Here is a 24,449-nt window from a genome sequence, read left to right on the forward strand (position 1 = left end):
CTACCCCCGGTTTCCGGATCCGTCGGATTCCGCGGTCGCCGTCCCCGCGATGAAATCCATGAGCACGCCGCGCGAGAAGCGGCCGTCGTGCAGGCGGCGAACGAACTCGGGCCCCTGCGCGGCGATCCGCCGATAGCGCTCGCGGCCATCGATCGAGGCGATATCGCGCAGCACCTCCTCGACGCTGTCGAGGGTGGTCTCGGGGATCGGCAGCGGCATCCCGGCCTGTCGCTCGACCTCCTCGCGCACCTGCTCGCTCACGTGCGCGAGCACCACCCGGCCAGCGGCCATGGTCTCGCACGCGGCGACCCCGTAGTCTCCGACGCGGAACTGGTCGAGCACCACGTCGGCCTCCGCGAACACGCGCGGCATCTCGCTGTGGGGGATGCCCTCCAGCTCGACGTACTCGATCACGCCCTCGTCGTGCAGCTTGCGCGCCACCGGAGCGACGTGCGTGGTGCCCTTGAGCTTGGGATTGGTGGGGGCGTGCACGACCCTGATGCGATCCCGCACGAGCAGCGGCTCGTCGTTGGCCCAGCGATCGGGGTCGACGATCACGCCGATGAGCTTCGCGGACGGCACGTCCTCGAGCAGGCCCGCCGTCGACACGAAAGTGGGCCGCTGCAGTCGTTCGAGCAGTTCGAGATTGCCGGCCGCGACGGGCTCGATGATGTCGACGGACTCCCAGACGCCGTCGCGGAACTGCGACCACGGCTCACGCGCCACGTGCGCCGACGGGAGCCGGATCTCGTTGCCGTGCCCGATCATGCCGACCGTCAGACCGCGGCTCTCGAGCAATTCGACCTGCTTCAGGATGTCTCCCTTGAAGAGGCCGCCGAGGACCGGCATGCACGCCTCGAAGAACACGTGCGTGTAGTGGTTCGAGAGCGTCTCGACCATGTCCTTCTGCCACGCACGCGAGTGCTCGGCGGTGCGCCAGCTCATGGTGAAGTCGGCAGGATAGCCGAGCGGGTTGTTGCCCGAGTGCACGTAGTTCTTCGCCGAGACGAGGCCCGTCGACTCGAGCGCACGCGCCCACAGGTGCCCCTGGCCGGCGTAGTTGACCGGGCCGATGAGCACGCGGTACGGCTTCGCCGGGTCCGGAAGCGGGGTGGGCGGTGCCTTCACGCCGCGAGCACGGTCGACGGAGGTCGCGATCGTATCCTGCGCGATCTTGGGCATGGCGCGCCAGAGCCGTTCAGCTACCGGGTGCATGATCCGTCTCCTCTCGTCCGGGGCGGGGATCCGCGGGTGCCCGCCCGCTCTGCGGCGCGATCCAGTGATCGAGCAGAGCGCGAGCCGCGCTCCGACCGTCGTGCAACTCGCGTACGAATCGCCGCCCCGCGAGGCGATGCGGCTCCAGGTCCCGAACCTCGGCCAACGCTCGTAATTCGGCTTCCAGGGTATCCGGTGTCGCCTCGACGATCGGCAGATCCAGTCCGCTCGCCTCGCGCACCGCCGCCCTGGCCTGCTCGGATACGTGTCCCATCACCACGCAGCCCGCGGCCATCGCCTCGCACGCGACCACGCCGTAGGCGCCCAGCCGGAACTGGTCGAGCACCACGTCGGCCGCCGCGAGCCGGGCAGGCATCTCCGCGGAGGGCACACCCTGGATCAGGCTGAACTCGATCACGCCCTCCGCATGGAGCCGTTCGAGTATCGGAACGATCAGAGCGGTGCCCTTCACGGCGGCGATCGAGGGCGCGTGCACCACTCTCAACCGCCGACCCGGAGCGTCTTCCCTCCTCGGGGCGCTCCAGCGCTCCGGGTGGACCGCCACCGGGCACCACACGGCCTCGGGCAGATCGATCAACAGATCCGGGGTCGACACGAAGAGGGGCAGCCCGCTCGAGCGCAGGAGATCGATGTTGCGGGATGCCAGTGTTTCGGCTCGAGGCCAGTAGACGGAGGGATCGCGGAAGTAGGACCACTCGTTCGCCTCCATGTGGCGTGAGGGCAGCCGGACGTCGACGCCGTGCCCGAGGTAGGCCGTGCTCACGCCGCGCTCGAGCAGGGCCGCGACCTGCGCCGCCACCGATCGGCCGAACAAACGCCCGAAGGGAGGTTCCTCCGCCTCTACCAGCACGTGCGTCGCGCTCGCCGCCGCCTCCAGCTGCCGCCGCTGCCAGTCGGGATCGTTGTGGTAGGTGCCCACGGGGACCACGAGATCGGCATCGAAGGAGAACCCGCCCGGCACATCGAACGCCATGTTCCTGGCCGAGATCGAGGCGTCAGCCGCTTCGAGCGCCGCCGCCCACGCCCGCCCCTGCCCCGAGTAGTTCACCGGAGCGATGAGCACTCTCGTGGGGCGGTCGTCGAAGGAGGTCGTCGGTACGCTCCCGATGGGAGCGGGCCGACCGAGGCGTTTCGCAGCGAGGCGACCGACGGCACTCTCAGGCGAGTCGGCGATGCGATCGATGATCGAATTCGCCCAGCGGGGCAGGGTGTTGCGGTTCACGTTTCGAGTAGCCCCGCTCGGCCGGTGGTCAGCATGCGGGCAATCCTATCCCGCCATGATGGGGCGGGGCGCACCCGGGGGAATCTCGTAAACTGGTGTGGTTCGCGCCGCCCCGGCCGGGATGGCGCCGCTCTCGTCGTTAGGAGATGGCTCATGGCTCAGCCGAACGTGGTGCTCTTCGGCGCCGGATCGATGGGGCGCAATCACGCCCGCATCATCTCGTCTTCGGCTCGGGCCAATCTGGTCGGGATCGTCGATCCCTTCGAGCAGAACGGACGGGCCGCGGCAGAGCAGTACGGCGGCGAGTGGTTCCCCGAGGCCGGCGAGGCGCTGAAGCGGGCCGACGCCGCGGTGGTCGCAGCCTCGACCGAGTACCACTACGGCATCGCCAAGGAGATCCTCGACGCCGGTATCCCGGTGCTCATCGAGAAGCCGGTCTGCCCCTCGCTCGAGCAGACCGAAGAGATCCTCGCGACCGCCGAGCAGCGCGGAGTGCCGGTGCAGTGCGGTTTCCTCGAGCGCTACAACGCGGGGGTCATCGCAGCGCAGTCCCTCATCGAGGAGCCCGTCTACGTGCGGGCCGAGCGGCACTCGCCCTACTGGTCGCGCATCAAGACCGGCGTGGCGTGGGACGTGCTCGTGCACGACGCCGACCTCATCTCGCGCATGTTCGGATCGCAGACCCCCGACAAGGTCAATGCCGAACTCGGCTACTTCCACCCCGAGTCGGTCGAGGGCGCTGAAGACGTGATCGACATGACCCTGCGCTTCCCCGGCAACGGCATCGCCTCCGCCTCCGCCAGCCGCGTCGGGCAGCGCAAGGTGCGCAAGCTCACCATCCAGTCGCTCGACTCCATGGTCGAGGTCGACCTGCTGCTGCGCAGCGTCACCAAGTACCGCCACACCAACATCGAGAGCACCAACGATCGCGCCGGTTTCAAGCAGATGACCGAGATCGAGGTGCCCGAGGTCTCGGGGCTCGAACCGCTCGCCGCGCAGTTCGAGTACTTCGTCGACCTCGTGGAGGGCGCGGTCGATGCCGATGACGAGCGCCGCAGCATCCTTCCCGCGCACCGCATCATCGCTTCGGCGCTGCAGCAGGGCTGACGGGCGCCGCCTCAGTTCGCGCGCACGAGCGTCAACGACTCCCAATCGGCCGGATCAGGAGCGGCGCTGTCGGTGATCATGAGCTTGCCGCCGTCGCCGAGTGCGAAGCCGTCGGCCTCGGAGAGCCGCATCGGGAGATTGACGGTGTCGATGGTGTCGCAGCTCATCTCGGTCATGCCGGAGGTCAGCTCCACCTCGATGACCCCGGGGATGAGCGCGGCTCCGTCGGCGCCGGCGGCTCCGCCGGCGTCCCCGTCAAAGACACCCCCGTTGTAGTCCTCGCTCGCGTGGGCTTTCCAGCTGCCTGCAGCGCTGTTGCAGCCGTCCGAGCCTGTCCAGGTGCCGTCTTCGCGGAGTTCGACGAAGGAGTCGCCGGTGCTCCGCTCGTCCTCGGTGACCCATCGGCCCGCAAGGGAGATGCTCCCGGCGCGCGCCCGCACCAGTTCGAAAGCGGTGCCCTCGCCGTCGATGAGTCTGAGTTCTCCGTCTCCGAGCTCGGCCGATTCCGCCGCCCATACCGCGCTCGGGATCGGCACGTTGTCGCACCCGATCTGGGTGAGCACACCGCCGTCGCTCGTGCGGAAATCTCCCTCGGCGGTGACCGCCCACGTGCCGTTCGCGCGGTTGCAGCCGTCGGAGGCGAACCACAGCCCGTACTCCGTGAACTCGACGAACGCGTCCTGATTGGCGGGCGGCGGAGCCTGCCACCGGCCGAGGAACGCCTCGTCCGTGTCATCGGAGTGCGCGGGATCCTTCCGCGGCTCCTCCGGCGGTTGATGACCGGAGTCGTCCACGTGGACCGGCCTCTGCGGATCCCGATCCGGCTCGGTGAGCAGGTAGGCTCCTCCGACAGCGGCGAAGGCGATGAGCCCCGCCGCGAGCATCCCGACCGTGTGCTTGAACGTATCCGACATGATGCCTCCCTGCATGCCGGGCGGCTGCGGTGCCGCCGCGGCAGTCGCGCTACCACCCCAGCATACGTGGGGTTCGCGCCCGGTCTCGGCCCGGACTCGGCCCAGTCTCCGCTCGGTCTCGGACCTCGGTCGGCCCGGTCCGCCGTCGAGCCGGCCCGAAAGTATCGAGCCGGCCTGGGATTCACGTGAAATATGGGCTGACTCGATACAAAGGGGTCGTCTCGGTCAGGTGCCGCTGGGCTGGGGGCCGGTGCTGGGCTCGCCGCGCTCGGGCCGCGCCGCCCCCGGGGTCTGTCGAGCCTCCGACCCCGGGGCCTGCCGAGGTGCCGACCCCGGCGCCGCCCCCGGCGTGAGCGTCTGCTCGGCGAGGTCGATGAGCTCGGCCACGCGCAGGTTGTCGCGACGCACCTCCTCGAGCTCGTTCTCGAGTTCGGTGACGCGGGCCCGAAGCGTCTCGACCTCGGCGCGTGTGCTGCTCTGACCCGCCCGCAACAGGATTCGTTTGAGCCGCTGTTTCATGGAGAGGTCCTTTCGCGGGTATGGGGCGTCGGCGAGCCTGAAGACGGCCCCGTAGGGTTTGCGACCGCGTTCCTCGGGCCGACTATCGCCGGTAACGCGTTCATCGAGATCGACGATATCCACGGCCATGCCGAGTTCTCGTGCATCCAGGCGCAGCAGGAACTTGTCGAGATGCCAGGTGGTCGGATCGGCCTCGTCGATCCGCGCGGCGGGAGCTCCGTTGCAGACCGCGTACACGCGCCCTCCCGAACGGAGCGCCATGCGGAACATGCGCAGCGCGATGGGCCTCGCCAGGTGCCCGACCTGGTCGAGGAGGTGGTTGGAAACGATGTCGAAGGGCCCGTCGACCCCGAGCCGAGCGGGCAGCGTCAGCGAGAAGAGACGGTAGAGGTTGATGTGCGCCACCTCGATGTTGGGTGCGGTCTGCACTCGCGCGACCGTGCGCTGGGCGGCTACCGAGTAGTCGGCGGCGATGATCCGCGTTCCCGGGTGCCCCGAGGCCAGACGGCCTGCCAGTCTGCCGCCGCCGCTCCCCAGATCGAACACGGTGCCGCTCTCGAACGGCTGCCCCGCGAGCCACGCCACTCCCGATTCCCAGACCTCGTCCTGCGCGACGGCCTCGGGTCGCTCGTAGCGCTCGTCCCAGAACTCGCGCAGCAGGTTGAAGCCCCCGAACCAGGCGTCGAAGCGCCGCCTCGTGTCGGGAGGAGTCTCGAGGCGGTAGCCGGGGATCGGGGTGCGCCAGTTCTCGTCGTAGTTGATGGTGAGCCAGCGGTCGACGTCGGCTGGGGCCGGGAAGTCGACGCCCTCGAGTGTGACCGTGCCGAAGGGGAGCATCTGCTCCCGGCGCATCTCGCCGCGCACGTGGAAGGGCTGGTTGATGCGGCCGTCGTCGGTGAAGAACGCCGAGAACACGTCGATGTAGTGCTGGATCGACCCCGTCGCGCTGCGGAAGATGAGCTGCATGTGCGTGGCGCTGTGGCGCCTGATCTCGTACCCGAGCTCCTCGAGGCGGTGGCCCAGCCTGAAGGCCTCGGCGGCGACGTCGGCGGGGGCCGTGAACCGGGAGAGGTATGCGATGTCGGCGTCGTCGTCGTGCGGCAGCAGCGATCCCGTTCTCACCGCGCCGAGCAGCGTGCCGCCGACCACGAACGGCTCGAAGCCGAGTCCGCGCAGCTGCTCGACGATCAGGGCGGACCGCTCGACGATGAGCCGCCTCGTCGAGTCGTCCATGGCTTCGAGCGCGACGCCGAGTCGGCCCCACTTGTTCAGCATGAGCGGCACGCCGTCATCGTTCTGCACCCTCACGCGGTCTTCACGCCCGTCGAACGAGACGCCCCCGTCGAGCAGCACCTCTCCCGATGCGGAGTCGACGACGCTGACGTGCGTGCGGCCCGTCAGGAACGGACGCAGCGGCTCGGGCCACGGCAGACGGAGCTCGTGTTCGGCCGGGTCCTTCTCGAGCTCGCGCACATCGATCGACCAGATCCGCTTCTCGTCGAAGAGCACATCGACGGAGGCCGTGCCCCGAGGGATCCCGGTGAGCACGAGGGCGTCGGCGCTGGCGAGGGAGGGGGGCGAAGTCATAGGCATATGCGTGGGGATTGGATCAAGTCTAGACCCGTATGCTGGTGGACATGGATCTTCTGGTAGTCGGTTCCGGTTTCTTCGGTCTCACCATTGCTGAGCGCGCTGCGAGCGAGGGCAAGAGGGTGGTCGTGATCGACCGCCGCTCCCACATCGGCGGCAACGCCTACTCGGAGGCCGAGCCCGAGACCGGCATCGAGGTGCACCGCTACGGGGCGCACCTCTTCCACACCTCCAACGAGACGGTGTGGGAGTACGTGAACCGCTTCACGAAGTTCACCGGCTACCAGCACAAGGTGTACTCGAACTTCAAGGGCGAGGTCTACCCGCTGCCCATCAACCTCGGCACCATCAACCAGTTCTTCCGGGCGGCCTACGGGCCCGACGAGGCGCGCGCCCTGATCGCGCAGCAGGCCGAGGAGTTCGACACCAAGCAGGCCAAGAACCTCGAGGAGAAGGGCATCTCGCTGATCGGCCGCCCGCTCTACGAGGCGTTCATCCGCGACTACACGGCGAAGCAGTGGCAGACGCCCACCACCGAACTGCCCGCCGAGGTGATCTCCCGCCTGCCCGTGCGCTACACCTACGACAACCGCTACTTCAACGACACCCACGAGGGGCTGCCGGTCGACGGGTACACGGCGTGGCTCGAGCGGATGGCCGACCACCCGAACATCGAGGTTCGGCTCGACACCGACTTCTTCGACGAGACGCAGCCGCTCAACAAGCGGGCGATGGTCGGCACGGTGCCGATCGTCTACACGGGCCCCGTCGATCGCTACTTCGACTACTCGGAGGGGGAGCTCGCCTGGCGCACGCTCGACTTCGAGCAGGAGGTGCTGCCGACGGGCGACTTCCAGGGCACCAGCGTGATGAACTACGCGGGATCCGACGTGCCGTACACCCGAATCCACGAGTTCCGCCACTTCCACCCCGAGCGCGAGTACCCGTCCGACAAGACCGTCATCATGCGCGAGTACTCCCGCTTCGCGACCCGCGACGACGAGCCCTACTACCCGGTGAACACCCCCGAGGACCGCGAGCGCCTGCTCAAGTACCGCGAGCTCGCCGACCGCGAGAACCGCGTGCTCTTCGGCGGGCGCCTCGGCACCTACCAGTACCTCGACATGCACATGGCCATCGGCTCGGCGCTGTCGATGTTCAACAACAAGCTGCCCGATATCCTCTGAGCGGCCGCGGCGCGGCTACCGGCCCTCGAAGGTCTTCTTCCACTCCTCGACGGAGGTCATTCGGGGCAGGGCCGCGCGGTACTGTGCGGCGAGCGCGTCCCAGTTCTTCTCGATCTCCTGCGTGAGCTTGCGGCTCTGCTGCAGCAGGCGGCGGAACTTGGCGCGGTCGTGCCGGTACCACGACTTGCCCGCTCCGTCGGCGGTGCCCACGATCACACTCCGGTGGTGCGGGATCTGCCACCAGAAGGCATCGCGCTTCGCGTACTCCAGTTCGGGCTGGGGTGCGCGGGTCTCGTCGCCGTCGCGCCGCCAGTGCTGCGGCACCATGCGCAGCGTGAACAGCGCGAGGCCAGCGCCCCTGGGCGATTCGGGCCTCTCGCCGAGGAAGGGGAGGGCGCGGCCGCCTCGCGCGATTGGCATCTCGGGGTCGCCCGGGCGGTAGACGCGGGTCTCGGGGAAGTCCTTGGCCAGCGCGCGGGCGCGGGGCATGGCGGTCGAGATGTCTTCGTGCAGCCCCTCTGGGCCGTCGAGCACGGCCTGCAGCGCGTCGACCGCGAGCTGCACCGCGTAGTACTGCATGTTGAGCAGCTTCTTCAGATCCTGCCTGCCGCTGTTCTGCAGCAGGCGGCCGCCGCGCGGCCGATCCGAGTGCAGCAGACCGGCGATGATCCGGTTGCGCGTATGGAAGAACGCCTGCCAGTCCTGGGTGTCGTCCTTGTCGAGCCACGACACGTGCCACAGCGCCACGCCGGGCATCGAGACGGTGCGGAAGCCGGCGTCGCGGGCGCGCAGGCCGTACTCCGCGTCGTCCCACTTGATGAAGACGGGGAGGGGTAGGCCGATCTGCTCGATGATCCGCTTCGGGATCATGCACATCCACCAGCCGTTGTAGTCGGCGTCGAGGCGGGCGTGCATCCACGCGGTCTGGCGCAGGTTCTGCTTGCGGAAGTCGTGGCGGTGCTGCTCCTCGAACGACGGACCCCACATGAAGGGATCGGGGCGCACCACCTCGGCCCAGGCGTGCATGACCGGCTTGTCGAGCAGGTCGAACATGTGGCCGCCGACGATCACGGGGGTGCGGCTGAACCTGCCGAACTGGTGCGCGCGCAGCGCGCTCTCGGTCTCGAACTCGACGTCGTCGTCGAGCAGCATGAGGAAATCGGTGTCGTCGAGCTCGAGGGTCTCGGCCATCGAGCGCGCGAAGCCGCCCGATCCGCCCAGGTTCGGCTGCTCGATGACGCGCAGCTTCTCGCCCAGTCGCGCGGCGACCTCGTCGAAGCCGGCCTCGTCCCGCACCCTGCGATCGCCCTGGTCGACCAGCAGGATCCGGTCGATCGCCTCGGTCAGCGCCGCGCTCCCGGCGATGTTCTCGAGCGTCGCCACGCAGTAGTCGGGCTTGTTGAACGTGGTCATGCCGAGGCTCAGCTTGCCCGGTACGGTCGGCTCCGCCTCGGTGGTCCATTCGCCGCCCTCGAGCACCAGATCCTCATCGCCCGCGATGAGATCGAACCAGTACCAGCCGCCGTCGCCGAAGGCCGTGAGCGGCAGCTCGAACTCGGAGACGCTCTCGCCGGTCACCGGGCGGGAATCGATGCGCTGCTGCGCGCCGTTCGAGTTGGAGCGGTAGACCAGCACCGTGCCGGCCCCGCGGGTGCGCAGGGTCAGCGTGACCCGGTCCACGACGGTCCACCGCTGCCAGTAGGCCGCGGGGAACGCGTTGAAGTAGGTGCCGTACGAGACGCGGCGCCCCGCCCGCACGCGCGCGCTCGATCGGGAGAGCACGTTATCGATGCTCGCCACGGCGCTGAGTCGAACGGCTGAGCCGTTGATGGTCGACCAGGTCTCGGGATCGGCGTAGAGGGGCAGCACATCGGGATCCTTCCCCTGGGGGAAGACGACGTTCTGAAGTGTGTTGGACATCGAGCGTGGGACCTCTCAGCCGTTGACGATGGTGCAGTGCAATCCTAGCGAGCCGCTGCTGAAGCACCGCGCCCCGTTTCGCGGGGAGCGCCCCTACCCCACCTGGAGATCGTGGCTCGCCCGCCACACCGCCACCGTGAGCGGGGGCGCAGCGGCCGCGATCTCGCGCAGCAGCTCGAACTCCACGCGATCCGCGTTGAGGCGGTGCTCCTGGGCGTCGGGCCCTCCCGAGCGCGCAGCGAGCCTGGCCAGCCCGAACTCGGCGAGCTGACCGCGATCCTCGAGCATCTCGTCGCGCAGCGCCAGCACCACGAGGTCGTCGATCTCGGGCACCTCCGCGTAGGCGGTGGCCGGGTCCTCGCCGTCGCGCACTCGGTGCTCCATCATCGTGTCGCGCTCGACGCGCGCCTCGGCCCGCAGCTGTACGAGGCGCTCCGTGGTCATGTCCATGGCGTCACCGTGCCCGCGTCTGCCGCGGAATATCGATGGCGCCGGTCGCTCGGGGGATCGGCACGCGCCGCCAGGGGAGCGCCGTCGGCTCCGCATCCTGCGACGGCAGCTCGAAGTCGAAGCGCGACTTCACCGCCAGCAGTACGAGCAGCACCCAGTTGCCCTCGATCAGCAGCCGGCTCTCGGTGAGCGACTGCACGATCAGCGCGACCATCACGAGGAACGGCCACAGCGCACTCGTGGCGTACGGCAGGGGCGGCCCGAAGCCGCGGCGGGGCGGATCGACCGCCCGGAACCACACCCGCCACACGGTGAGCACCACGAGCGGCGCGAAGGCGAGCACGCCCACGATGCCGAGCTGCAGCCACACGTCGAGCCAGGCGTTGTGCGCGCTCATCACGGGCAGGCCCGCCTTCTCGTCGAGCGACTTGAACGGCTCCGCCCAGGGAGCCCAGTAGCTCACCCAGCCCCAGCCGAACCACGGCCGCTGCTCGGCGAGCCGGATCACCGCCTCCCAGGTCTCGAGCCGCCCGGTCATGTCGCCGCTCTTGCCGAGCAGGCCGAACACGAAGTCGCGGGCGAACAGCACCGCGGCGACGGCCGCGACGACGAGCGCGCCCGCCGTCACGTAGAGCGGAACCCGGTGCTCCGGCTGCAGACGTCGAGCCCACAGCGCGAGCCCCAGCGCCACCACAACCGCGGCGAGTGCCACCCACACCGTCGCTCCGCGGGTCAGCAGCAGGGTCGCGACGGCCGCCGCGACCCAGAACCAGCCGGCGAACGGCCGAACGAGCCCGGCGCGCAGCTGGATCCCGAACACGATCAGCCCCAGCAGGCCGATGAAGCCGAACAGCACCGAACTCGCGACGACCCCCTGGATCGGGCCGCCCGAGAACAGCAGGTCGCGGCTCCAGTAGAGCAGCTTCGAGGGCTTGCCCTCCTCGGGCACATCGACGAACACCAGGAAGTTCTGGAACACCGGTTCGCGAATGAACAGCGACACCCACAGCTCGAACGCGAACGACAGCCCGATCAGGTACCGCAGCGCCGTGCCGAGGGTGCGCAGCACCTCGTGCCAGGTGAGCACGAACGCCAGCACCACCGCGAGCAGCGTCGTGGCAAGCTGCGCGATCACGCCGAGCACGCTCTCGAGGCGGTACTGGGACCAGGCGATGGAGAGCGCCGCCAGCACCAGGAACCAGTAGACCGGGGAGGGGAGGCGGTACCAGCGGAACCGCGCCGGCTTCTCGCGCACGAAGAGCACCGCGCCCCACACGGTGAGCGCTGCGGCCAGCGCGAGGAACCCCCACCAGCCCACCACGTTGCGCACGCCGTTGCTGCCGAGCGCGAGCACGAAGACGCAGATCGCGTACGCGCTCACGCCGAGTCGGGTTCTGCTCTGCGCCATAGTCGGTATGGTAGAGCATTGCCCATGGCAGGCGGCATGAGGAGGGGCCATGCTGATCTTCATCGAGAACACTCCGCGCACCTATGCGTGGGGCTCGCGAGACGCGCTCCCCGACCTGCTCGGTCTCGCGCCGACGGGCGAGCCTCAGGCGGAGCTCTGGCTCGGCACGCACCCGGGCAGCCCCGCGCACGTGGCGAAGGCCTCGGCGGGCGACCGCACGCTCATCGACCTGGTCGAGAGCGACCCCGAGCTGTACGGGGTCGACGGCGGCCCGCTGCCCTTCCTGCTCAAAGTGCTGGCCATCGGGGCGCCGCTGTCGCTGCAGGTGCACCCCGACCTCGAGCAGGCCGCGGCCGGATACGCTGCCGAGGAAGAGGCCGGCGTGCCCCGCGACGCCCCGCACCGCAATTACGGCGATCCCAATCACAAGCCCGAGCTGCTCGTCGCGCTCAGCGAGGTCAGGGCACTCAGCGGATTCCGCCCGCTCACCGCGGCCCGCGACGAACTGCGGCTGCTCGCGGCTGCCGCTCGCCGCGCCGGAGAGCACGATGGCGCGGAGGCGCTCGAAGCGGTCGAGGCGAGACTGCGGGGGGCGGATCCCGAGACCCTGCGACGCGAATTCCTCGTGTGGGCGTTCAGCGGCGACGAGATCGTGGGGCGCGCCCTCGCGGCGCTCGCGGCCGCGGTGCAGGGGGAGGAGAGCCCGCTCGATCCCGACCGTGCGTGCGTACTGCGGGATCTCGTTGCCTCCCACCCGGGCGACCCCGGTGTGCTCGTCTCCCTGCTGCTGCACCTCGTGAGGCTCGAACCCGGCGAGGCCGTCTACCTGCGCGCCAGGCAGATGCACGCCTACCTGAGCGGCATCGCGGTCGAGGTGATGGCGTCATCCGACAACGTGCTGCGGGCCGGGCTCACCCCGAAGCACGTCGACATCGCGGAGCTGTGCCGCATCGTCGATACGGGCGAGCTCGCCGAGCCGCGCTTCCCGTGCGAGCGCGTGGGGCGCGGGCTCGTCGCGTGGAGGCCCGACGTGCCCGACTTCGTACTGCTGCGGGCGAGGCTCTGCGATCCCGAGGAGAGCATGAGGGCGGAGGCCCCCGAGGGCAGCTCCCCGCTCGTGGAGGTGCCGGCTCCGCACCCGCTCGTGCTCATGGTGACCTCCGGCCGGGTGCGAGTGGAGCGCAAGGCCGAGGGCGAGCATGGACTCGCGGAGGTGGCGTCGGCCAGGCGCGGGCAGTCGCTCTACGTCTCGGCGGGCGATCCGGTGCGGCTCACCGGGCACGGCGAGGTCTTCCTCGCGACCGTGGGGGAGTAGGCGGGGCGCTTCCGTCAATCTGCGCGAGCCTGTATTCCGTCATTCTGCGTGAACGCAGGGAGTCGCAGAATCCGGCGGCGATCCTGCGACTCGCTCCGCTCGCCCAGGATGACGGCCGGCCTCGGAGCCGTGCCCGGGTAAACTTGTGGTCGTGTCGAAATCCGTGCCCCAGAGCGAACAGCCGGCGACCGCTGCGGCGGCGCGAACCGCGGAACAGTCGAGCGGGCTCGGCAAGGTGCTCATCGCGGTCTACCTGGTGCTCGCCATCGCGGCGACGTTCCGCTCGGTCTACCAGATCCTGACCAAGTTCGACGAGGCCCCGCTCGCGTACTCGCTCTCCGCCGTCGCCGGTCTGGTCTACATCGTGGCGACGGTCGCGCTGATCAAACGCGGGCACGGCGCCTGGCGCGCCGTCGCGCGATGGGCCCTCGTCTTCGAGCTCTGCGGCGTGCTGATCGTCGGCACGCTGAGTCTCATCGCCCCCCAGCTCTTCGCGCACCCCTCGGTCTGGTCGCAGTACGGCATCGGCTACGTCTTCATCCCGCTCGTGCTGCCGGTGCTCGGCCTGCTGTGGCTGCGGAGCACCGGGCGCGAGGCAGCCGGGGCCCCGGCTCGAGGCGAGGGATCCGCCTGATGCGCATCATCGAGACGCTCGACGCGATCCGCCCCTCCGATTACCCCGATGGCAGCAGTGTCGCCATCGGCAAGTTCGACGGCCTCCATCTCGGGCACCAGGCGATCCTGCGCAGCCTCGTCGACGACTCGCACGCGGCGGGTCGGCCCGCCGTCGTGTTCACCTTTTCCAACAACCCCCTCAGCCTGCTGCGCCCCGAGCTCTGCCCCAAGCCGCTCATGAGCCGGGAGCAGCGCCTCGAGGGGTTCGCAGCCGCCGGAGTCGACGACTGCGTGATGATCGAGTTCGACGAGGCGGTGGCCTCGATCCCGGCCGTGGACTTCGTGCGCGAGGTGCTGGTCGAGCGGTTGCGCGCGCGCCACATCATCATGGGCGCCAACTTCCGTTTCGGCCACCGGGGGGCCGGCGATGTCGAACTGCTGCGGGAGCTGGGCGAGCGCTACGGCTTCACCGCGCGGATGCTGCAGCTCGTGGCGGCCGAGGGCGATCACCAGGTGTCCTCGTCGCGAGTGCGCGAGGCGCTGCTCGCGGGCGAGGTCGAGGCGGCCGGACGCATGCTGGGGCGCTCGCCCGCGGTGCGCGGCGAGGTCGTGCACGGTGACGCCCGGGGTCGGGAGATCGGATTCCCCACGGCGAACCTGGGCGGGGCCATCGAGGGGTTCGTGCCCGGAGACGGGGTCTACGCCGGCTGGGCGGTGCTGGGGGGCGCCGATCCGCGTCCCGCTGCGATCTCCGTCGGCAACAACCCCACCTTCACCCCGGAGGGGCAGTCGCGCGTCGAGGCCTTCCTGCTCGACTTCTCGGGCGACCTGTACGGGCAGCGGATGGAGGTGCGCTTCACGCGCCGGCTCCGCGGCACGGAACGGTTCGACTCGCTCGAGGATCTGCTGGTGCAGATGAAGGCCGATGTGGCTCGCGCCCGAGAGATCCTCGTCCACTGAATCTCCCAGCCTCGAGTGGTAGGATCGGGGCACGGTCGCGATTCGCGAAGCGTTCTCGAGCCCCATGCCGCGCATGAGGTCAGGCTCGGAAGCCGCGTGCGACCCGACTCCCGGCATGCAGGCCGGGGTCGCACCACGCCGATCAGGAGATCCATTGGCATTCACCACTGCCGAGCGTCAGCCCGCTGCGAACAGTTCAGTCGAGCCCGCGCCCAAGTCTTCCCGCACGCCGAAGGCCCAGGCCCCGCAGAAGTCGCAGGGAGCCCAGAAGAACGGTCAGCGGGGCGGCTCTCGCCGCAAGCAGCACACCCACAACGAGGGCATCATCCCGCTGCTGGCCCGCGCCGTGCGCGAGGTCGAGGCTTCGGCGCAGCGCGGTAAGGCGAGCCCGGCCGGACGCACGAAGTTCCACGTGATCGCGCTGCTCATGCGCGAGGAGCGCGCTCGCGTCAAGACCGACGAGAACGTGAGCGAGGCCGAGCGCGCCGAGACCCTCAAACGGCTCGACGGCGTGGCGGCGATCCTCGCGAAGACGGCCGCGCGCGACACGAGCCTCATCACGCTGCTCGAGCCCGCCGCGCCCATCACCGAGGCGACCCGCCTGCTCAAGCGCAAGATGCTCACCCAGGCCGGCATCGAGCTCCCCGACGACGAGCCGAGCAAGGCCGAGCCCGCGCAGGCCTTCGTGCCGCCGGAGCTCGCCGAGCGCCAGGTCGAGCCCGCCGGCATCGAGGCCCGCATGCTCGCCAACCCGTTCCTCGCGCCCGACCTCACGCCGCCGAGCAAGCCGACCCCCGTCGTGCGCCTCGCCAACTGGGAGCTGCTCGGGCCGCTGCTCAAGGCGTTCGAGCAGGGCGGCGGCGGATCCGCGTGCATGGACCTGCCCGCGCCCCCCGTGCCGGACCGCCTGGCTCCCCCCGGACGCGAGCTCATGCCGCACCAGGCGCGGTTCCTCGCGAGCGTGAGCGAGGGGCATCGCAGCTTCCTCCTCGCCGACGAGCCGGGCCTCGGCAAGACCGCGCAGTCGGTGCTCGCGGCATCGGTGGCGGGCGCCTACCCGCTGCTCGTGGTCGTGCCCAACGTCGTGAAGATGAACTGGGCGCGCGAGGTCGAGCGGTGGACGCCGCAGCGGCGCGTCACGGTGATCCACGGCGACGGCCAGGACATCGACGCTTTCGCCGACGTGTTCGTGGTGAACTACGAGATCCTCGACCGCCATCTGAGCTGGATCTCCCGCTTCGGGTTCAAGGGCATGGTCGTCGACGAGGCCCACATGATCAAGAACGTGCAGTCGCAGCGATCCCGCAACGTGCTCGCGATCGCAGAGAGCATCCGCGAGCGCACCCCCGGCGTCTCCCCGCTGCTCGTCGCGCTCACCGGCACGCCGCTCATCAACGACATCGACGACTTCCGGGCCATCTGGCGGTTCCTCGGCTGGATCGACGCCGAGAAGCCCGGCCCCGAGCTCATGGCCAGGCTCGAGAACAACGGCTGGACCCCCGCCGACCCGACCTTCTACCCCGAGGCGCGGCAGAGCGTGGTCGACATGGGCATCGTGCGCCGCCGCAAGATCGACGTCGCCGCCGACCTGCCCGCGAAGCGCGTGGTCGATCTGCCCGTCGAACTCGACGACGAGCTCGGCCGCGGCATCCGCGACGCCGAGGCGAAGCTCGCCCGCAAGCTGGTCGATCGCTTCAACGCCGTCAAGAACGGCAAGCTGGGCGAGAAGCTCTCCGACGCGGCGATCATCCGCATGGTGTGCGCGCAGGAGCTCGAGGAGTCGAACGCCTCCGCCGACGGCACGAACGTGTTCACGATGGTGCGCCAGATCGGCCAGGCGAAGGCCGGGCTCGCCGCCGACTACACCGCGCAGCTCGCACGCTCGGTGGGCAAGGTCGTGTTCTTCGCCAAGCACATCGACGTGATGGATCGGGTCGAGGCGCAGCTCGCCGAGGCCGGGCTCAAGACCGTCTCGATCCGCGGTGATCAGACGGCGGCGTTCCGCCAGGAGCAGATCGACGCGTTCAACAAGGACCCCGAGGTGGCCGTCGCGGTCTGCTCGCTCACCGCGGCCGGCGTGGGCGTGAACCTGCAGGCCTCGTCGAACGTGGTGCTCGCCGAGCTCTCGTGGACCGACGCCGAGCAGACCCAGGCCATCGACCGCGTGCACCGCATCGGCCAGGAGGAGCCCGTGACCGCGTGGCGCATCGTCGCAGCGCAGACGATCGACGCGAAGATCGCCGAGCTGATCGACGGCAAGGCCGGGCTTGCGGCCCGGGCGCTCGACGGCGCCGCCGCGCCGGCGGAGGACGCCGACTCGGTGCAGCTGCTCGCCCTCATCGGCGTGCTGGAGAAGGCGCTGGGCTCCTGATCCGCGCCCGGGCACTGGGCCCGGGCGCTGCCGCGTCTAGGTGCTGCCGCGTCCGGGTAGGAAGCTGTGCCCAGGTAGGAGATCCGTCCCTGTGCGGGTGCTTCTGCCTGTTTCCGCCCGCAGAGACGAGGATCTCCTGCCTGGAGAGCGCTCGCACCCGCACCCGTGGCAGATTCCGTATCGAAGTTGGCGGAAATCTACCTGTCAGGCGCATTCTCGCCACCGCTAGCATGGGTCAGGTCTGAACGGGTGGGCGTCGCGAGCCCGCCCGGTGCTCGATCCGGGAGGAAACGACATGCGCATCGGTGTGCTCTGCTCCGGCGGCGACAGTCCCGGCATGAACGCGGCGATTCGCGGCACGGTGCTGCGCGGGGTCGACGTGCACGGCTTCGAGATGGTCGGCTTCATGGACGGCTGGCGCGGCTTCCACGAGGGCGACTTCGTGCCGCTCGACCGGCCCGCGGTGCGCGGCCTCTCTCCCCTCGGCGGTGTGATGCTCGGCACGAGTCGCGTGCCCCCGTTCGAGAAGGGCAGTGATCCCGACGCCGGTCTCGAGGCGGTTCGGGATCGCATCGCGCAGTACGGCCTCGACGGTCTGCTGCTGATCGGCGGCAACGGCACGCAGACCGTCGCGAACCTGCTCAACGACGGCGGGATCCCGGCGATCGGCCTGCCGAAGACGATCGACAACGATCTCGGCGGCACCGACTACACCTTCGGCTTCGACACCGCGGTGTCGATCGCCTCGGAGGCGATCGACCGGCTGCGCACCACGGGCGAGTCGCATCGCCGCTGCATGGTGCTCGAGGTGATGGGCAGGGACGCGGGGTGGATCGCGCTCCACGCCGGTATGGCCGCAGGCGCCCAGGTCTCGCTGATCCCCGAGTTCCCCGAGTCCATCGAGCAGATCGGGGAGTGGGTGCTGAGCGTTCGGGATCGCGGGCGCTCGTCGCTCGTGGTCGTGGCGGAGGGTTTCCGGCTCGAGGGCTCCGCGGGGGCGGTGACCCGTGACGGGCTCGACGGCTTCGGGCGGCCGCGGCTGGGCGGCATCGCCGAGGTGCTCGCCCCGCTCATCGAGCAGCGCACCGGCATCGAGGCGCGCGCGACCGTGCTGGGGCACGTGCAGCGGGGAGGATCGCCCACCGCGTTCGACCGCGTGCTCGCCACGCGCACCGGTATCGCCGCCGCCGACGCCGTGCTCGCGGGTCAGTGGGGCACCATGGCCGGGCTGCGCGGCGACCGCATCGAGATGGTGCCGCTCGCCGAGGCCGTCGGGCGCCTCAAGACGGTGCCCGCGGAGCGCTACGAGGAGGCGCGCCTCAACTTCGGGTAGCGGGAGTCAGAGTCCCAGGGCTGCCTTCACGTCGTTCAGCGACGGGTTCGTAGCGGTGGAGCCGTCGGGGTAGACGACCGTGGGCACGGTCTGGTTGCCGCCGTTGACCTGCTCGACTAGCTCGGGCGTGCCGGGGGTGCGTTCGATGTCGACCTCCGTGTAGCCGATGCCGCTCTTGTCGAGCATGAGCTTGAGGCTCCTGCAGTAGCCGCACCACTCGGTCGAGAACATCGTGATGGTGCCGGTCTCGGGTACGAAGTCGCTCAGTGCCGCGCTCATGCTCTCTCCTCGGTCGTAGGATGCGATCCTGCCCCACACTACTCGCCCTGCCTCCGTTGCCTCCCTCTTCTGTAACGCGGAGTCCCGTATTGCTGCTTCATGCGATGGGGAGGCAGCAGAATGGGACTCCGCGCCGACGGGGAGTTGGCTCCGGAGCCGCAGATCGCCGCCTCTTTCGAACCTCAGGTAAACGGCCGGTGAACTTCGGCGTCTGGCTTGACCTGTGGGGGGTGAGGTGCAACCATGATTTACGGCGCGCGCGGGGCGCTGGTGGACGCGAACGAATTGTGAACATCGTGTGTCTTCGCGGGTGATCCAAGCACCGCAAGCTCCCGAACGAAAGACGCCGGTGGAACTCACTCTCATCGTGCTGCTGGTCATCGTGCTGGCACTCTTCTTCGACTTCACCAATGGCTTTCACGACACCGCGAACGCCATGGCCACGCCCATCGCGACCGGCGCTCTCAAACCGAAGACCGCCGTGCTGCTGGCTGCGATCCTCAACCTCGTGGGAGCCTTCCTCTCCACGGAGGTCGCCAAGACCATTTCGGGCGGGCTGATCAACGAGGGCGACGGCGGGGTGCTCATCACCCCCGAGATGATCTTCGCCGGGCTCATCGGCGCCATCGTGTGGAACCTGCTGACGTGGCTCTACGGGCTCCCGTCGAGCTCGTCGCACGCGCTCTTCGGCGGACTGATCGGCGCGGCCATCGTCGGCGCGGGCATCTCCTCGGTCAACGGGGGCGTCTTCCTCTCGAAGATCCTGATCCCGATGCTCGCAGCCCCCCTCACCGCCGGTATCGTCGCGTTCTCGGCGACCCGCGTGGCGTACGCGATCACGCGCCGCCACGACGGCAAGAAGGACGGCCGCGGCCGCTTCCGCTACGCGCAGATCGCGTCGTCCTCGCTCATCGCCCTGGCGCACGGCACCAACGATGCGCAGAAGACCATGGGCGTCATCACGCTCACGCTCGTCGCCGCGAATCTGCAGGATCCCGGCACCGGCCCCCACATCTGGGTGATCACGGCGTGCGCCCTCGCGATCGCGCTCGGCACCTACTCGGGCGGCTGGCGCATCATCCGCACGCTCGGAGCGGGCCTGACCCAGGTCAAGCCCGCGCAGGGCTTCGCCGCCGAGACGAGCACCGCCGCCACGATCCTGGCTTCGAGCCACCTGGGCTTCGCCCTCTCGACCACGCAGGTCGCCTCCGGGTCCGTGATCGGCTCCGGTCTCGGCCGCCGGGGCTCGAGCGTGCGGTGGCGTGCGGTGGGCCGCATCAGTCTCGGATGGCTCTTCACGCTGCCCGCATCGGGCGTGGTCGCCGCGATCGCCGCGCTCATCGCGCACATCGGCCCGGTCGGCATCGTCATCGACGCCGTGCTCGGCTTCGGGTTCATCCTCTTCATCTTCTGGCGCTCGCGCCGCAACCGGGTGGATCACTCGAACGCCATTCCCGTGCCCGACGTCGCCGAGGCCGGTTACGCCGTCCGCGTGAAGAAGGGCAAGGTCAAGCCGGTCAAGACCAAGACGGGCACGATCCCGCCCCTCACCCCGGTCGCCCAGTCCGCCGTGCGCGACGACATCGCCGCCCGCGAAGCGGTGAAGGCGGCGAAGGAGGCCGCCGCGGCCGAGAAGGAGGCCGACGCCGCGGTCGCCGCCTCGGATCGGGACCGTGCGGATCGGAAGGATGAGCGATGAGCATCGACTGGATGGCCTTTCTGATCGTCTTCGCCTCGGCACTGCTCTCGGCCGTGTTCGTGGTGGCGCTCTACTCGTTCGGGATCCGCTTCCTCGCGACGCCCCCGCCCCGGGTGCGGCGCGCCGACGGGAGCTTCGAGCCCGACGGCCCCTCGCGGGACGACGAGGACGACGATGTGGACGATCTGGGCCGGCCGCGCTGGGCCACGGTGGCCGCCTACGCCTGCTTCTCCCTGTCGGGCCTCGCGGTGCTGGTCGGGATCTTCCTGATCGTGCCCGCGCTGCACTTCTGGTGAGGCCGCGGCGGCCCTGACCGTGCATGTCAGCGGCCGAGAGTAGCCTTGGCGCATGAACGACACCGAGGTGGATCGGATCGCCGGGATCGTGGCCGGCTTGCGGCACGGCTTCGAGCGAGGGGTCACGCGCCCCGAGGCTTGGCGGCGCGAGATGCTGCGGCGTCTGCGCGCGCTGCTGATGGAGCGCGGTGCGGAATTCGAGGCGGCCCTCTATCAGGATCTGGGCAAGTCGGGTGCGGAGGCGCAGCTCACCGAGATCGGCTTCCTGATCGCGGAGATCGATCACGCGCTCGCTCGCCTGCACGGATGGATGCGCCCTCGAAGGGTCGGCGTGCCCCTCGCCGTGCAGCCCGCTTCGGCTCGGGTCGTGCCAGAGCCCCTCGGGGTCGCGCTCATCATCGCGCCCTGGAACTATCCGCTCATGCTCGCGCTGTCCCCGGCGATCGGCGCGATCGCGGCGGGCAACGCGGTGGTGGTCAAACCGAGCGAGCTCGCGCCGGCGACGTCGCACCTCATCGCGAGCACGGTCCCAGATGCGCTCGACCGCCGCGCGGTCGCCGTGGTCGAGGGCGGCGTGCCCCAGACCACCGCGCTGCTCGAGCAGCGGTTCGACCACATCTTCTACACGGGCAACGGGCGCGTGGGCCGCATCGTCGCCCGCGCCGCGGCCGAGCATCTGACCCCGACCACACTCGAACTGGGCGGCAAATCGCCCGTCTACGTCGACGACTCGGTCGATCTGCCGCAAGTCGCGATGCGCATCGCCTGGGGCAAGTTCATGAACGCGGGTCAGACCTGCGTCGCGCCGGACTACGTGCTGGGCAGCCCGCGGGTGCTCCGCGCGCTCGGCCCGCTGCTCGCCGAGGCGATCCATCATCTCTACGGCAGCGCCCCCGACCGCAACCCCGACTACGGGCGGATCGTGAACGACGCGCAGTTCGAACGGCTGGTCGGCTATCTGAGCGACGGAGAGGTGCTCGTCGGCGGTGGTCACGATGCCGCCGCCCGTTTCATCGAACCGACGGTGCTGCGCGGCGTGGCTCGAGACGCCGCTGTGATGCGCGACGAGATATTCGGCCCGATCCTGCCCCTCGTCGAGGTCTCGGACCTCGACGACGCGCTCGCCTTCGTCACCGCCCGCGACAAGCCGCTCGCGGCCTACGTCTTCAGCGACTCGGCCGAGGCGCGCGATCGGTGGGAGCGGGAGACCAGCTCGGGGGCCCTCGGATTCGGGGTGCCGGTGCTGCACCTCGTCGCGCCCGAGCTGCCGTTCGGCGGTGTCGGGGAGAGCGGATCGGGCGCGTATCACGGCGAGAGATCGTTCAGGGTGTTCAGCCACGAGAAGGCCGTGCTCTCGAAACCACTGGCCCCGGACACGCTGGGAGCCACGATCATGCCGCCGTTCACACCGCAGAAGGAGGCGCTCGTGCGGCGCTGGCTGCGGAGGCTGCTGTGAGCGCCCATATCAGCCGGCGCACCCTCGGATCGATAGGATGAGCGCTGTGGAAGAGCCCAGAAGCCGAGACGGCGAGGCCGTGTCAGATGACGCCGCGCACGAGCTCCCGCTCGGCGTGCGGGTCGCGGCGGCCTGGTCCTGGCGCCTGATCCTCATCGGCCTCGCGTGCGCCGGGGTGCTGTGGCTCATCGTGCAGGTGCGCATCATCGTGATCCCGCTGCTCGTGGCGATCCTGCTCACCGCCCTGCTCGCCCCGGTGGTGCAGTGGTTCGAGCGACGGGGCGCCCCCCGCTGGCTGGGGGTCATATTCGCTCTCGCGATGTTCGTCGCCGCGGTCTGGATCCTCGTCACCCTCATCGCCACTCAGCTGCGCAGCGGCTTCGACGACGTGGCGAAGCGCTCCGAAGAGGTGTGGTGGGAGCTGCTGAACTGGGGTGAGGCCAACTTCGGGTTCTCGGCGGCCGAGATCAAGGGCTTCACCGCTCAGCTCATGAAGACGGTCGAGGAGCACCAGTCCGAGATCTGGAACGGGGCTCTCGGCGTCGCCACGACCGCCGGGCAGCTGCTCACCGGTACACTGCTCACCCTCTTCTCGCTCATCTTCATGCTCATCGACGGCCGCCGCATCTGGTTCTGGGTGCTCGGCTTCCTGCCGGCGCGGGCGCACGCCCCGGTCGATGCGGCAGGGCGCGCGGGCTGGATCTCGGTGGGGCAGTACGTGCGCGTGCAGATCTTCGTGGCGTTCGTGGACGCGGTCGGCATCGGCGCCGGCGCCGCGCTGCTCGGGGTGCCGCTGGCGATCCCGATCGCGGTGCTCGTGTTCCTCGGATCCTTCATCCCGTTCCTCGGCGCCATCACCACTGGCGCACTCGCCGCGTTCATCGCGCTCGTCTACAACGGGCCGGTCAACGCGCTCATCATGCTCGGCATCGTGATCCTCGTCAACCAGATCGAGGGACACGTGCTGCAGCCGCTCGTCATGGGCAGCGCCGTCAAGGTGCATCCGCTGGGCGTCGTGCTCGCGGTGTCGACCGGTGCACTGCTCGCGGGTATTCCAGGCGCCCTGTTCGCGGTACCCATCGCGGCCTCGGCCAACTCGATCGTCAACACGCTGGTGCATAGGCAGTGGCATACGGATGCAGACCCCGTCGCCGACTATCACCGACGTGAGAAAACCTCTCAGCGGGCGCGTCACCGCGCTCGCAACGTCGCGCGCTTGCAGCGCAAGGAAGGACACTCATGAGCGAGGCCGCTCCCACCGCTCCCGCACTCGAAGACTTCGAGCGCGCACTCGAGAACGTGCACCGGGTCACCCAGCGCACGCCCTTCGAGTCGTCGCGCTACCTCGCCGAGATCCTCGATGTGCCGCACGTCTATCTGAAGTGCGAGAACCTGCAGCGGACGGGCGCCTACAAGCTGCGCGGAGCGTACAACCGGCTCACGCAGCTCACGGAGGAGGAGCGCGCGCGCGGCGTGGTCGCCGCATCGGCCGGTAACCACGCCCAGGGGGTCGCCTTCGCGGCCCGCGAGCTGGGCATCAAGGCGACGATCTTCATGCCGCTCGGCGTCGCGCTGCCGAAGCTGCAGGCGACGCGGCACTACGGTGCCGAGGTGGTGCTCGAGGGTGAGACCTTCGACGAGACCAATCGCGCCGCTCGGGAGTTCGTCGCTGAGAGCGGGGCGATGTTTATCCCGCCGTTCGATCACCCCGCCGTGATCGAGGGGCAGGGCACGGTCGCGCTCGAGATGCTGCAGCTGCAGCCCGACATCGAGACGATCATCGTGCCCATCGGGGGAGGCGGCCTCATCTCGGGTGTGGCCGTCGCGGCCAAGCAGTGGGCGGAGCGCGAGGGGCGCCAGATGCGGGTCATCGGCGTGCAATCGGAGAACGCGGCACCGTTCAAGCCCTCCATCGAGGCCGGGCACCCCATCACCGTGCAGACCCGGCCCACCATCGCCGACGGCATCGCGGTCGCGCGGCCCGGCGACCTCACCTTCGAGCTGGTGCGCGATTACGTCGACGAGATCGTGACGGTCAGCGATGACGACATCGCGCGCGCGATCGTCATGCTGCTCGAGCGGGCGAAGCTGGTGGTCGAGCCCGCCGGCGCGGCGGGCGTCGCGGCGATCCTCGCGGGCAAGGCGCGCGCGACCGGCGTGACCGCGTCGATCCTGTCGGGCGGCAACATCGACCCGCTGCTGCTGCAGCGAGTCATCGGCCACGGGCTCGCAGCCTCCGCCCGCTACCTCAAGCTGCGCATCCTGCTCCCCGACGTGCCGGGCCAGCTGGTGCGCACGGCTTCGATCGTCGCCGCGCAGAACGCGAACGTGGTCGAGGTGATCCACACCAGGCACGCGACCGAACTGCCCGTCAGCGAGGTGGAGCTGGAGCTGCACATCGAGACGCGGGGGCACGAGCACGGCGACGCGGTCGCGCAGGCGCTGCGTGACGCCGGCTACGTCGTGCGGGTCGGCGAGCGGTACTGAGGACTGGGTCTGCCTGACCCGTCGAGAGATACTGACGGCCAGGCCTGCCTGACCCGTCGAAAGGCGGGTTGCGCATCTCGAACCC

The 24,449-nt window shown here is 69.6% G+C and carries 20 protein-coding genes; 12 read left to right on the forward strand and 8 right to left on the reverse strand.

The features are described 5' to 3' along the window. Positions 1 to 1,215, reverse strand: a complete 1,215-nt coding sequence (locus tag KVY00_RS11230) for a glycosyltransferase family protein (protein ID WP_223043038.1) — start codon at positions 1,213 to 1,215, stop codon at positions 1 to 3. Continuing rightward, positions 1,199 to 2,458, reverse strand: coding sequence for a glycosyltransferase family protein (locus KVY00_RS11235; RefSeq protein WP_223043039.1), 1,260 nt, complete (start codon positions 2,456 to 2,458; stop codon positions 1,199 to 1,201). The genes KVY00_RS11230 and KVY00_RS11235 overlap by 17 nt, the downstream gene beginning before the upstream one ends. A 153-nt stretch (positions 2,459 to 2,611) precedes the next feature. Between KVY00_RS11235 and KVY00_RS11240 the strand changes: the two genes are divergently transcribed. Beyond that, complete coding sequence (locus tag KVY00_RS11240) at positions 2,612 to 3,565, forward strand: Gfo/Idh/MocA family protein (protein WP_223043040.1); 954 nt, start codon at positions 2,612 to 2,614, stop codon at positions 3,563 to 3,565. An 11-nt stretch (positions 3,566 to 3,576) separates the two neighbouring features. Here KVY00_RS11240 and KVY00_RS11245 read toward each other — a convergent pair whose 3' ends face one another. Together KVY00_RS11245 and KVY00_RS11250 are read right to left on the reverse strand one after the other, a co-directional pair. Continuing rightward, the gene (locus KVY00_RS11245) at positions 3,577 to 4,479 is read right to left on the reverse strand and encodes a hypothetical protein (RefSeq protein WP_223043041.1); all 903 of its coding nucleotides are present in this window, start codon (positions 4,477 to 4,479) and stop codon (positions 3,577 to 3,579) included. Positions 4,480 to 4,704: 225 nt separating this feature from the next. Continuing rightward, positions 4,705 to 6,585 carry a class I SAM-dependent methyltransferase gene (locus tag KVY00_RS11250; protein ID WP_223043042.1) on the reverse strand — a complete coding sequence of 627 codons (1,881 nt, stop codon included), beginning with the start codon at positions 6,583 to 6,585 and terminating at the stop codon, positions 4,705 to 4,707. A gap of 50 nt (positions 6,586 to 6,635) precedes the next feature. Between KVY00_RS11250 and glf the strand changes: the two genes are divergently transcribed. Then, complete coding sequence (gene glf / locus KVY00_RS11255) at positions 6,636 to 7,775, forward strand: UDP-galactopyranose mutase (protein ID WP_223043043.1); 1,140 nt, start codon at positions 6,636 to 6,638, stop codon at positions 7,773 to 7,775. A gap of 15 nt (positions 7,776 to 7,790) precedes the next feature. Here glf and KVY00_RS11260 read toward each other — a convergent pair whose 3' ends face one another. The 3 genes from KVY00_RS11260 to KVY00_RS11270 form a co-directional block, all read right to left on the reverse strand. After that, positions 7,791 to 9,695 (reverse strand): glycosyltransferase, encoded by a 1,905-nt coding sequence (locus KVY00_RS11260; protein WP_223043044.1) that lies wholly within the window; start codon positions 9,693 to 9,695, stop codon positions 7,791 to 7,793. Positions 9,696 to 9,788: 93 nt separating this feature from the next. After that, entirely contained in the window at positions 9,789 to 10,145 is a 357-nt protein-coding gene (locus KVY00_RS11265) for a hypothetical protein (RefSeq protein ID WP_255572614.1), read from the reverse strand. A gap of 4 nt (positions 10,146 to 10,149) precedes the next feature. Further along, positions 10,150 to 11,553, reverse strand: coding sequence for an O-antigen ligase family protein (locus KVY00_RS11270; protein ID WP_223043045.1), 1,404 nt, complete (start codon positions 11,551 to 11,553; stop codon positions 10,150 to 10,152). A gap of 49 nt (positions 11,554 to 11,602) precedes the next feature. Between KVY00_RS11270 and manA the strand changes: the two genes are divergently transcribed. The 5 genes from manA (at position 11,603) to KVY00_RS11295 (ending at position 18,147) form a co-directional block, all read left to right on the forward strand. Further along, on the forward strand, positions 11,603 to 12,868 hold the full coding sequence (gene manA / locus KVY00_RS11275) for a mannose-6-phosphate isomerase, class I (protein WP_223043046.1): 1,266 nt from the start codon (positions 11,603 to 11,605) through the stop codon (positions 12,866 to 12,868). Positions 12,869 to 13,031: 163 nt separating this feature from the next. Next, positions 13,032 to 13,502: a hypothetical protein gene (locus KVY00_RS11280; RefSeq protein ID WP_255572863.1), complete on the forward strand. Its 471-nt coding sequence runs from the start codon at positions 13,032 to 13,034 to the stop codon at positions 13,500 to 13,502. After that, positions 13,502 to 14,443 carry a bifunctional riboflavin kinase/FAD synthetase gene (locus KVY00_RS11285; protein WP_223043047.1) on the forward strand — a complete coding sequence of 314 codons (942 nt, stop codon included), beginning with the start codon at positions 13,502 to 13,504 and terminating at the stop codon, positions 14,441 to 14,443. Before KVY00_RS11280 ends, KVY00_RS11285 begins: the two co-directional genes overlap by 1 nt. A 154-nt stretch (positions 14,444 to 14,597) precedes the next feature. Continuing rightward, positions 14,598 to 16,814: a DEAD/DEAH box helicase gene (locus tag KVY00_RS11290; RefSeq protein WP_223043048.1), complete on the forward strand. Its 2,217-nt coding sequence runs from the start codon at positions 14,598 to 14,600 to the stop codon at positions 16,812 to 16,814. Between the two features lie 295 nt (positions 16,815 to 17,109). Continuing rightward, entirely contained in the window at positions 17,110 to 18,147 is a 1,038-nt protein-coding gene (locus KVY00_RS11295; RefSeq protein ID WP_223043049.1) for a 6-phosphofructokinase, read from the forward strand. Positions 18,148 to 18,153: 6 nt separating this feature from the next. Here the strand turns inward: KVY00_RS11295 and KVY00_RS11300 are convergent, their stop codons facing one another. After that, complete coding sequence (locus tag KVY00_RS11300; RefSeq protein WP_223043050.1) at positions 18,154 to 18,426, reverse strand: mycoredoxin; 273 nt, start codon at positions 18,424 to 18,426, stop codon at positions 18,154 to 18,156. Between the two features lie 349 nt (positions 18,427 to 18,775). Between KVY00_RS11300 and KVY00_RS11305 the strand changes: the two genes are divergently transcribed. From KVY00_RS11305 to ilvA, 5 genes are read left to right on the forward strand one after another with little or no spacing between them, the layout of a single operon-like run. Further along, complete coding sequence (locus tag KVY00_RS11305; RefSeq protein WP_223043051.1) at positions 18,776 to 20,125, forward strand: inorganic phosphate transporter; 1,350 nt, start codon at positions 18,776 to 18,778, stop codon at positions 20,123 to 20,125. Further along, a complete protein-coding gene (locus tag KVY00_RS11310) occupies positions 20,122 to 20,421 on the forward strand; it encodes a hypothetical protein (protein WP_223043052.1) in 300 nt (99 codons plus the stop codon). The genes KVY00_RS11305 and KVY00_RS11310 overlap by 4 nt, the downstream gene beginning before the upstream one ends. A gap of 52 nt (positions 20,422 to 20,473) precedes the next feature. Then, positions 20,474 to 21,877, forward strand: a complete 1,404-nt coding sequence (locus tag KVY00_RS11315) for an aldehyde dehydrogenase family protein (protein ID WP_223043053.1) — start codon at positions 20,474 to 20,476, stop codon at positions 21,875 to 21,877. Positions 21,878 to 21,914: 37 nt separating this feature from the next. After that, positions 21,915 to 23,120, forward strand: coding sequence for an AI-2E family transporter (locus tag KVY00_RS11320; RefSeq protein WP_255572616.1), 1,206 nt, complete (start codon positions 21,915 to 21,917; stop codon positions 23,118 to 23,120). After that, on the forward strand, positions 23,117 to 24,364 hold the full coding sequence (ilvA, locus tag KVY00_RS11325; RefSeq protein ID WP_223043055.1) for a threonine ammonia-lyase: 1,248 nt from the start codon (positions 23,117 to 23,119) through the stop codon (positions 24,362 to 24,364). The genes KVY00_RS11320 and ilvA overlap by 4 nt, the downstream gene beginning before the upstream one ends. Positions 24,365 to 24,449 lie beyond the last annotated feature (85 nt).

The sequence above is a fragment of the Leucobacter tenebrionis genome (assembly GCF_019884725.1).
GTDB lineage: Bacteria > Actinomycetota > Actinomycetes > Actinomycetales > Microbacteriaceae > Leucobacter > Leucobacter tenebrionis.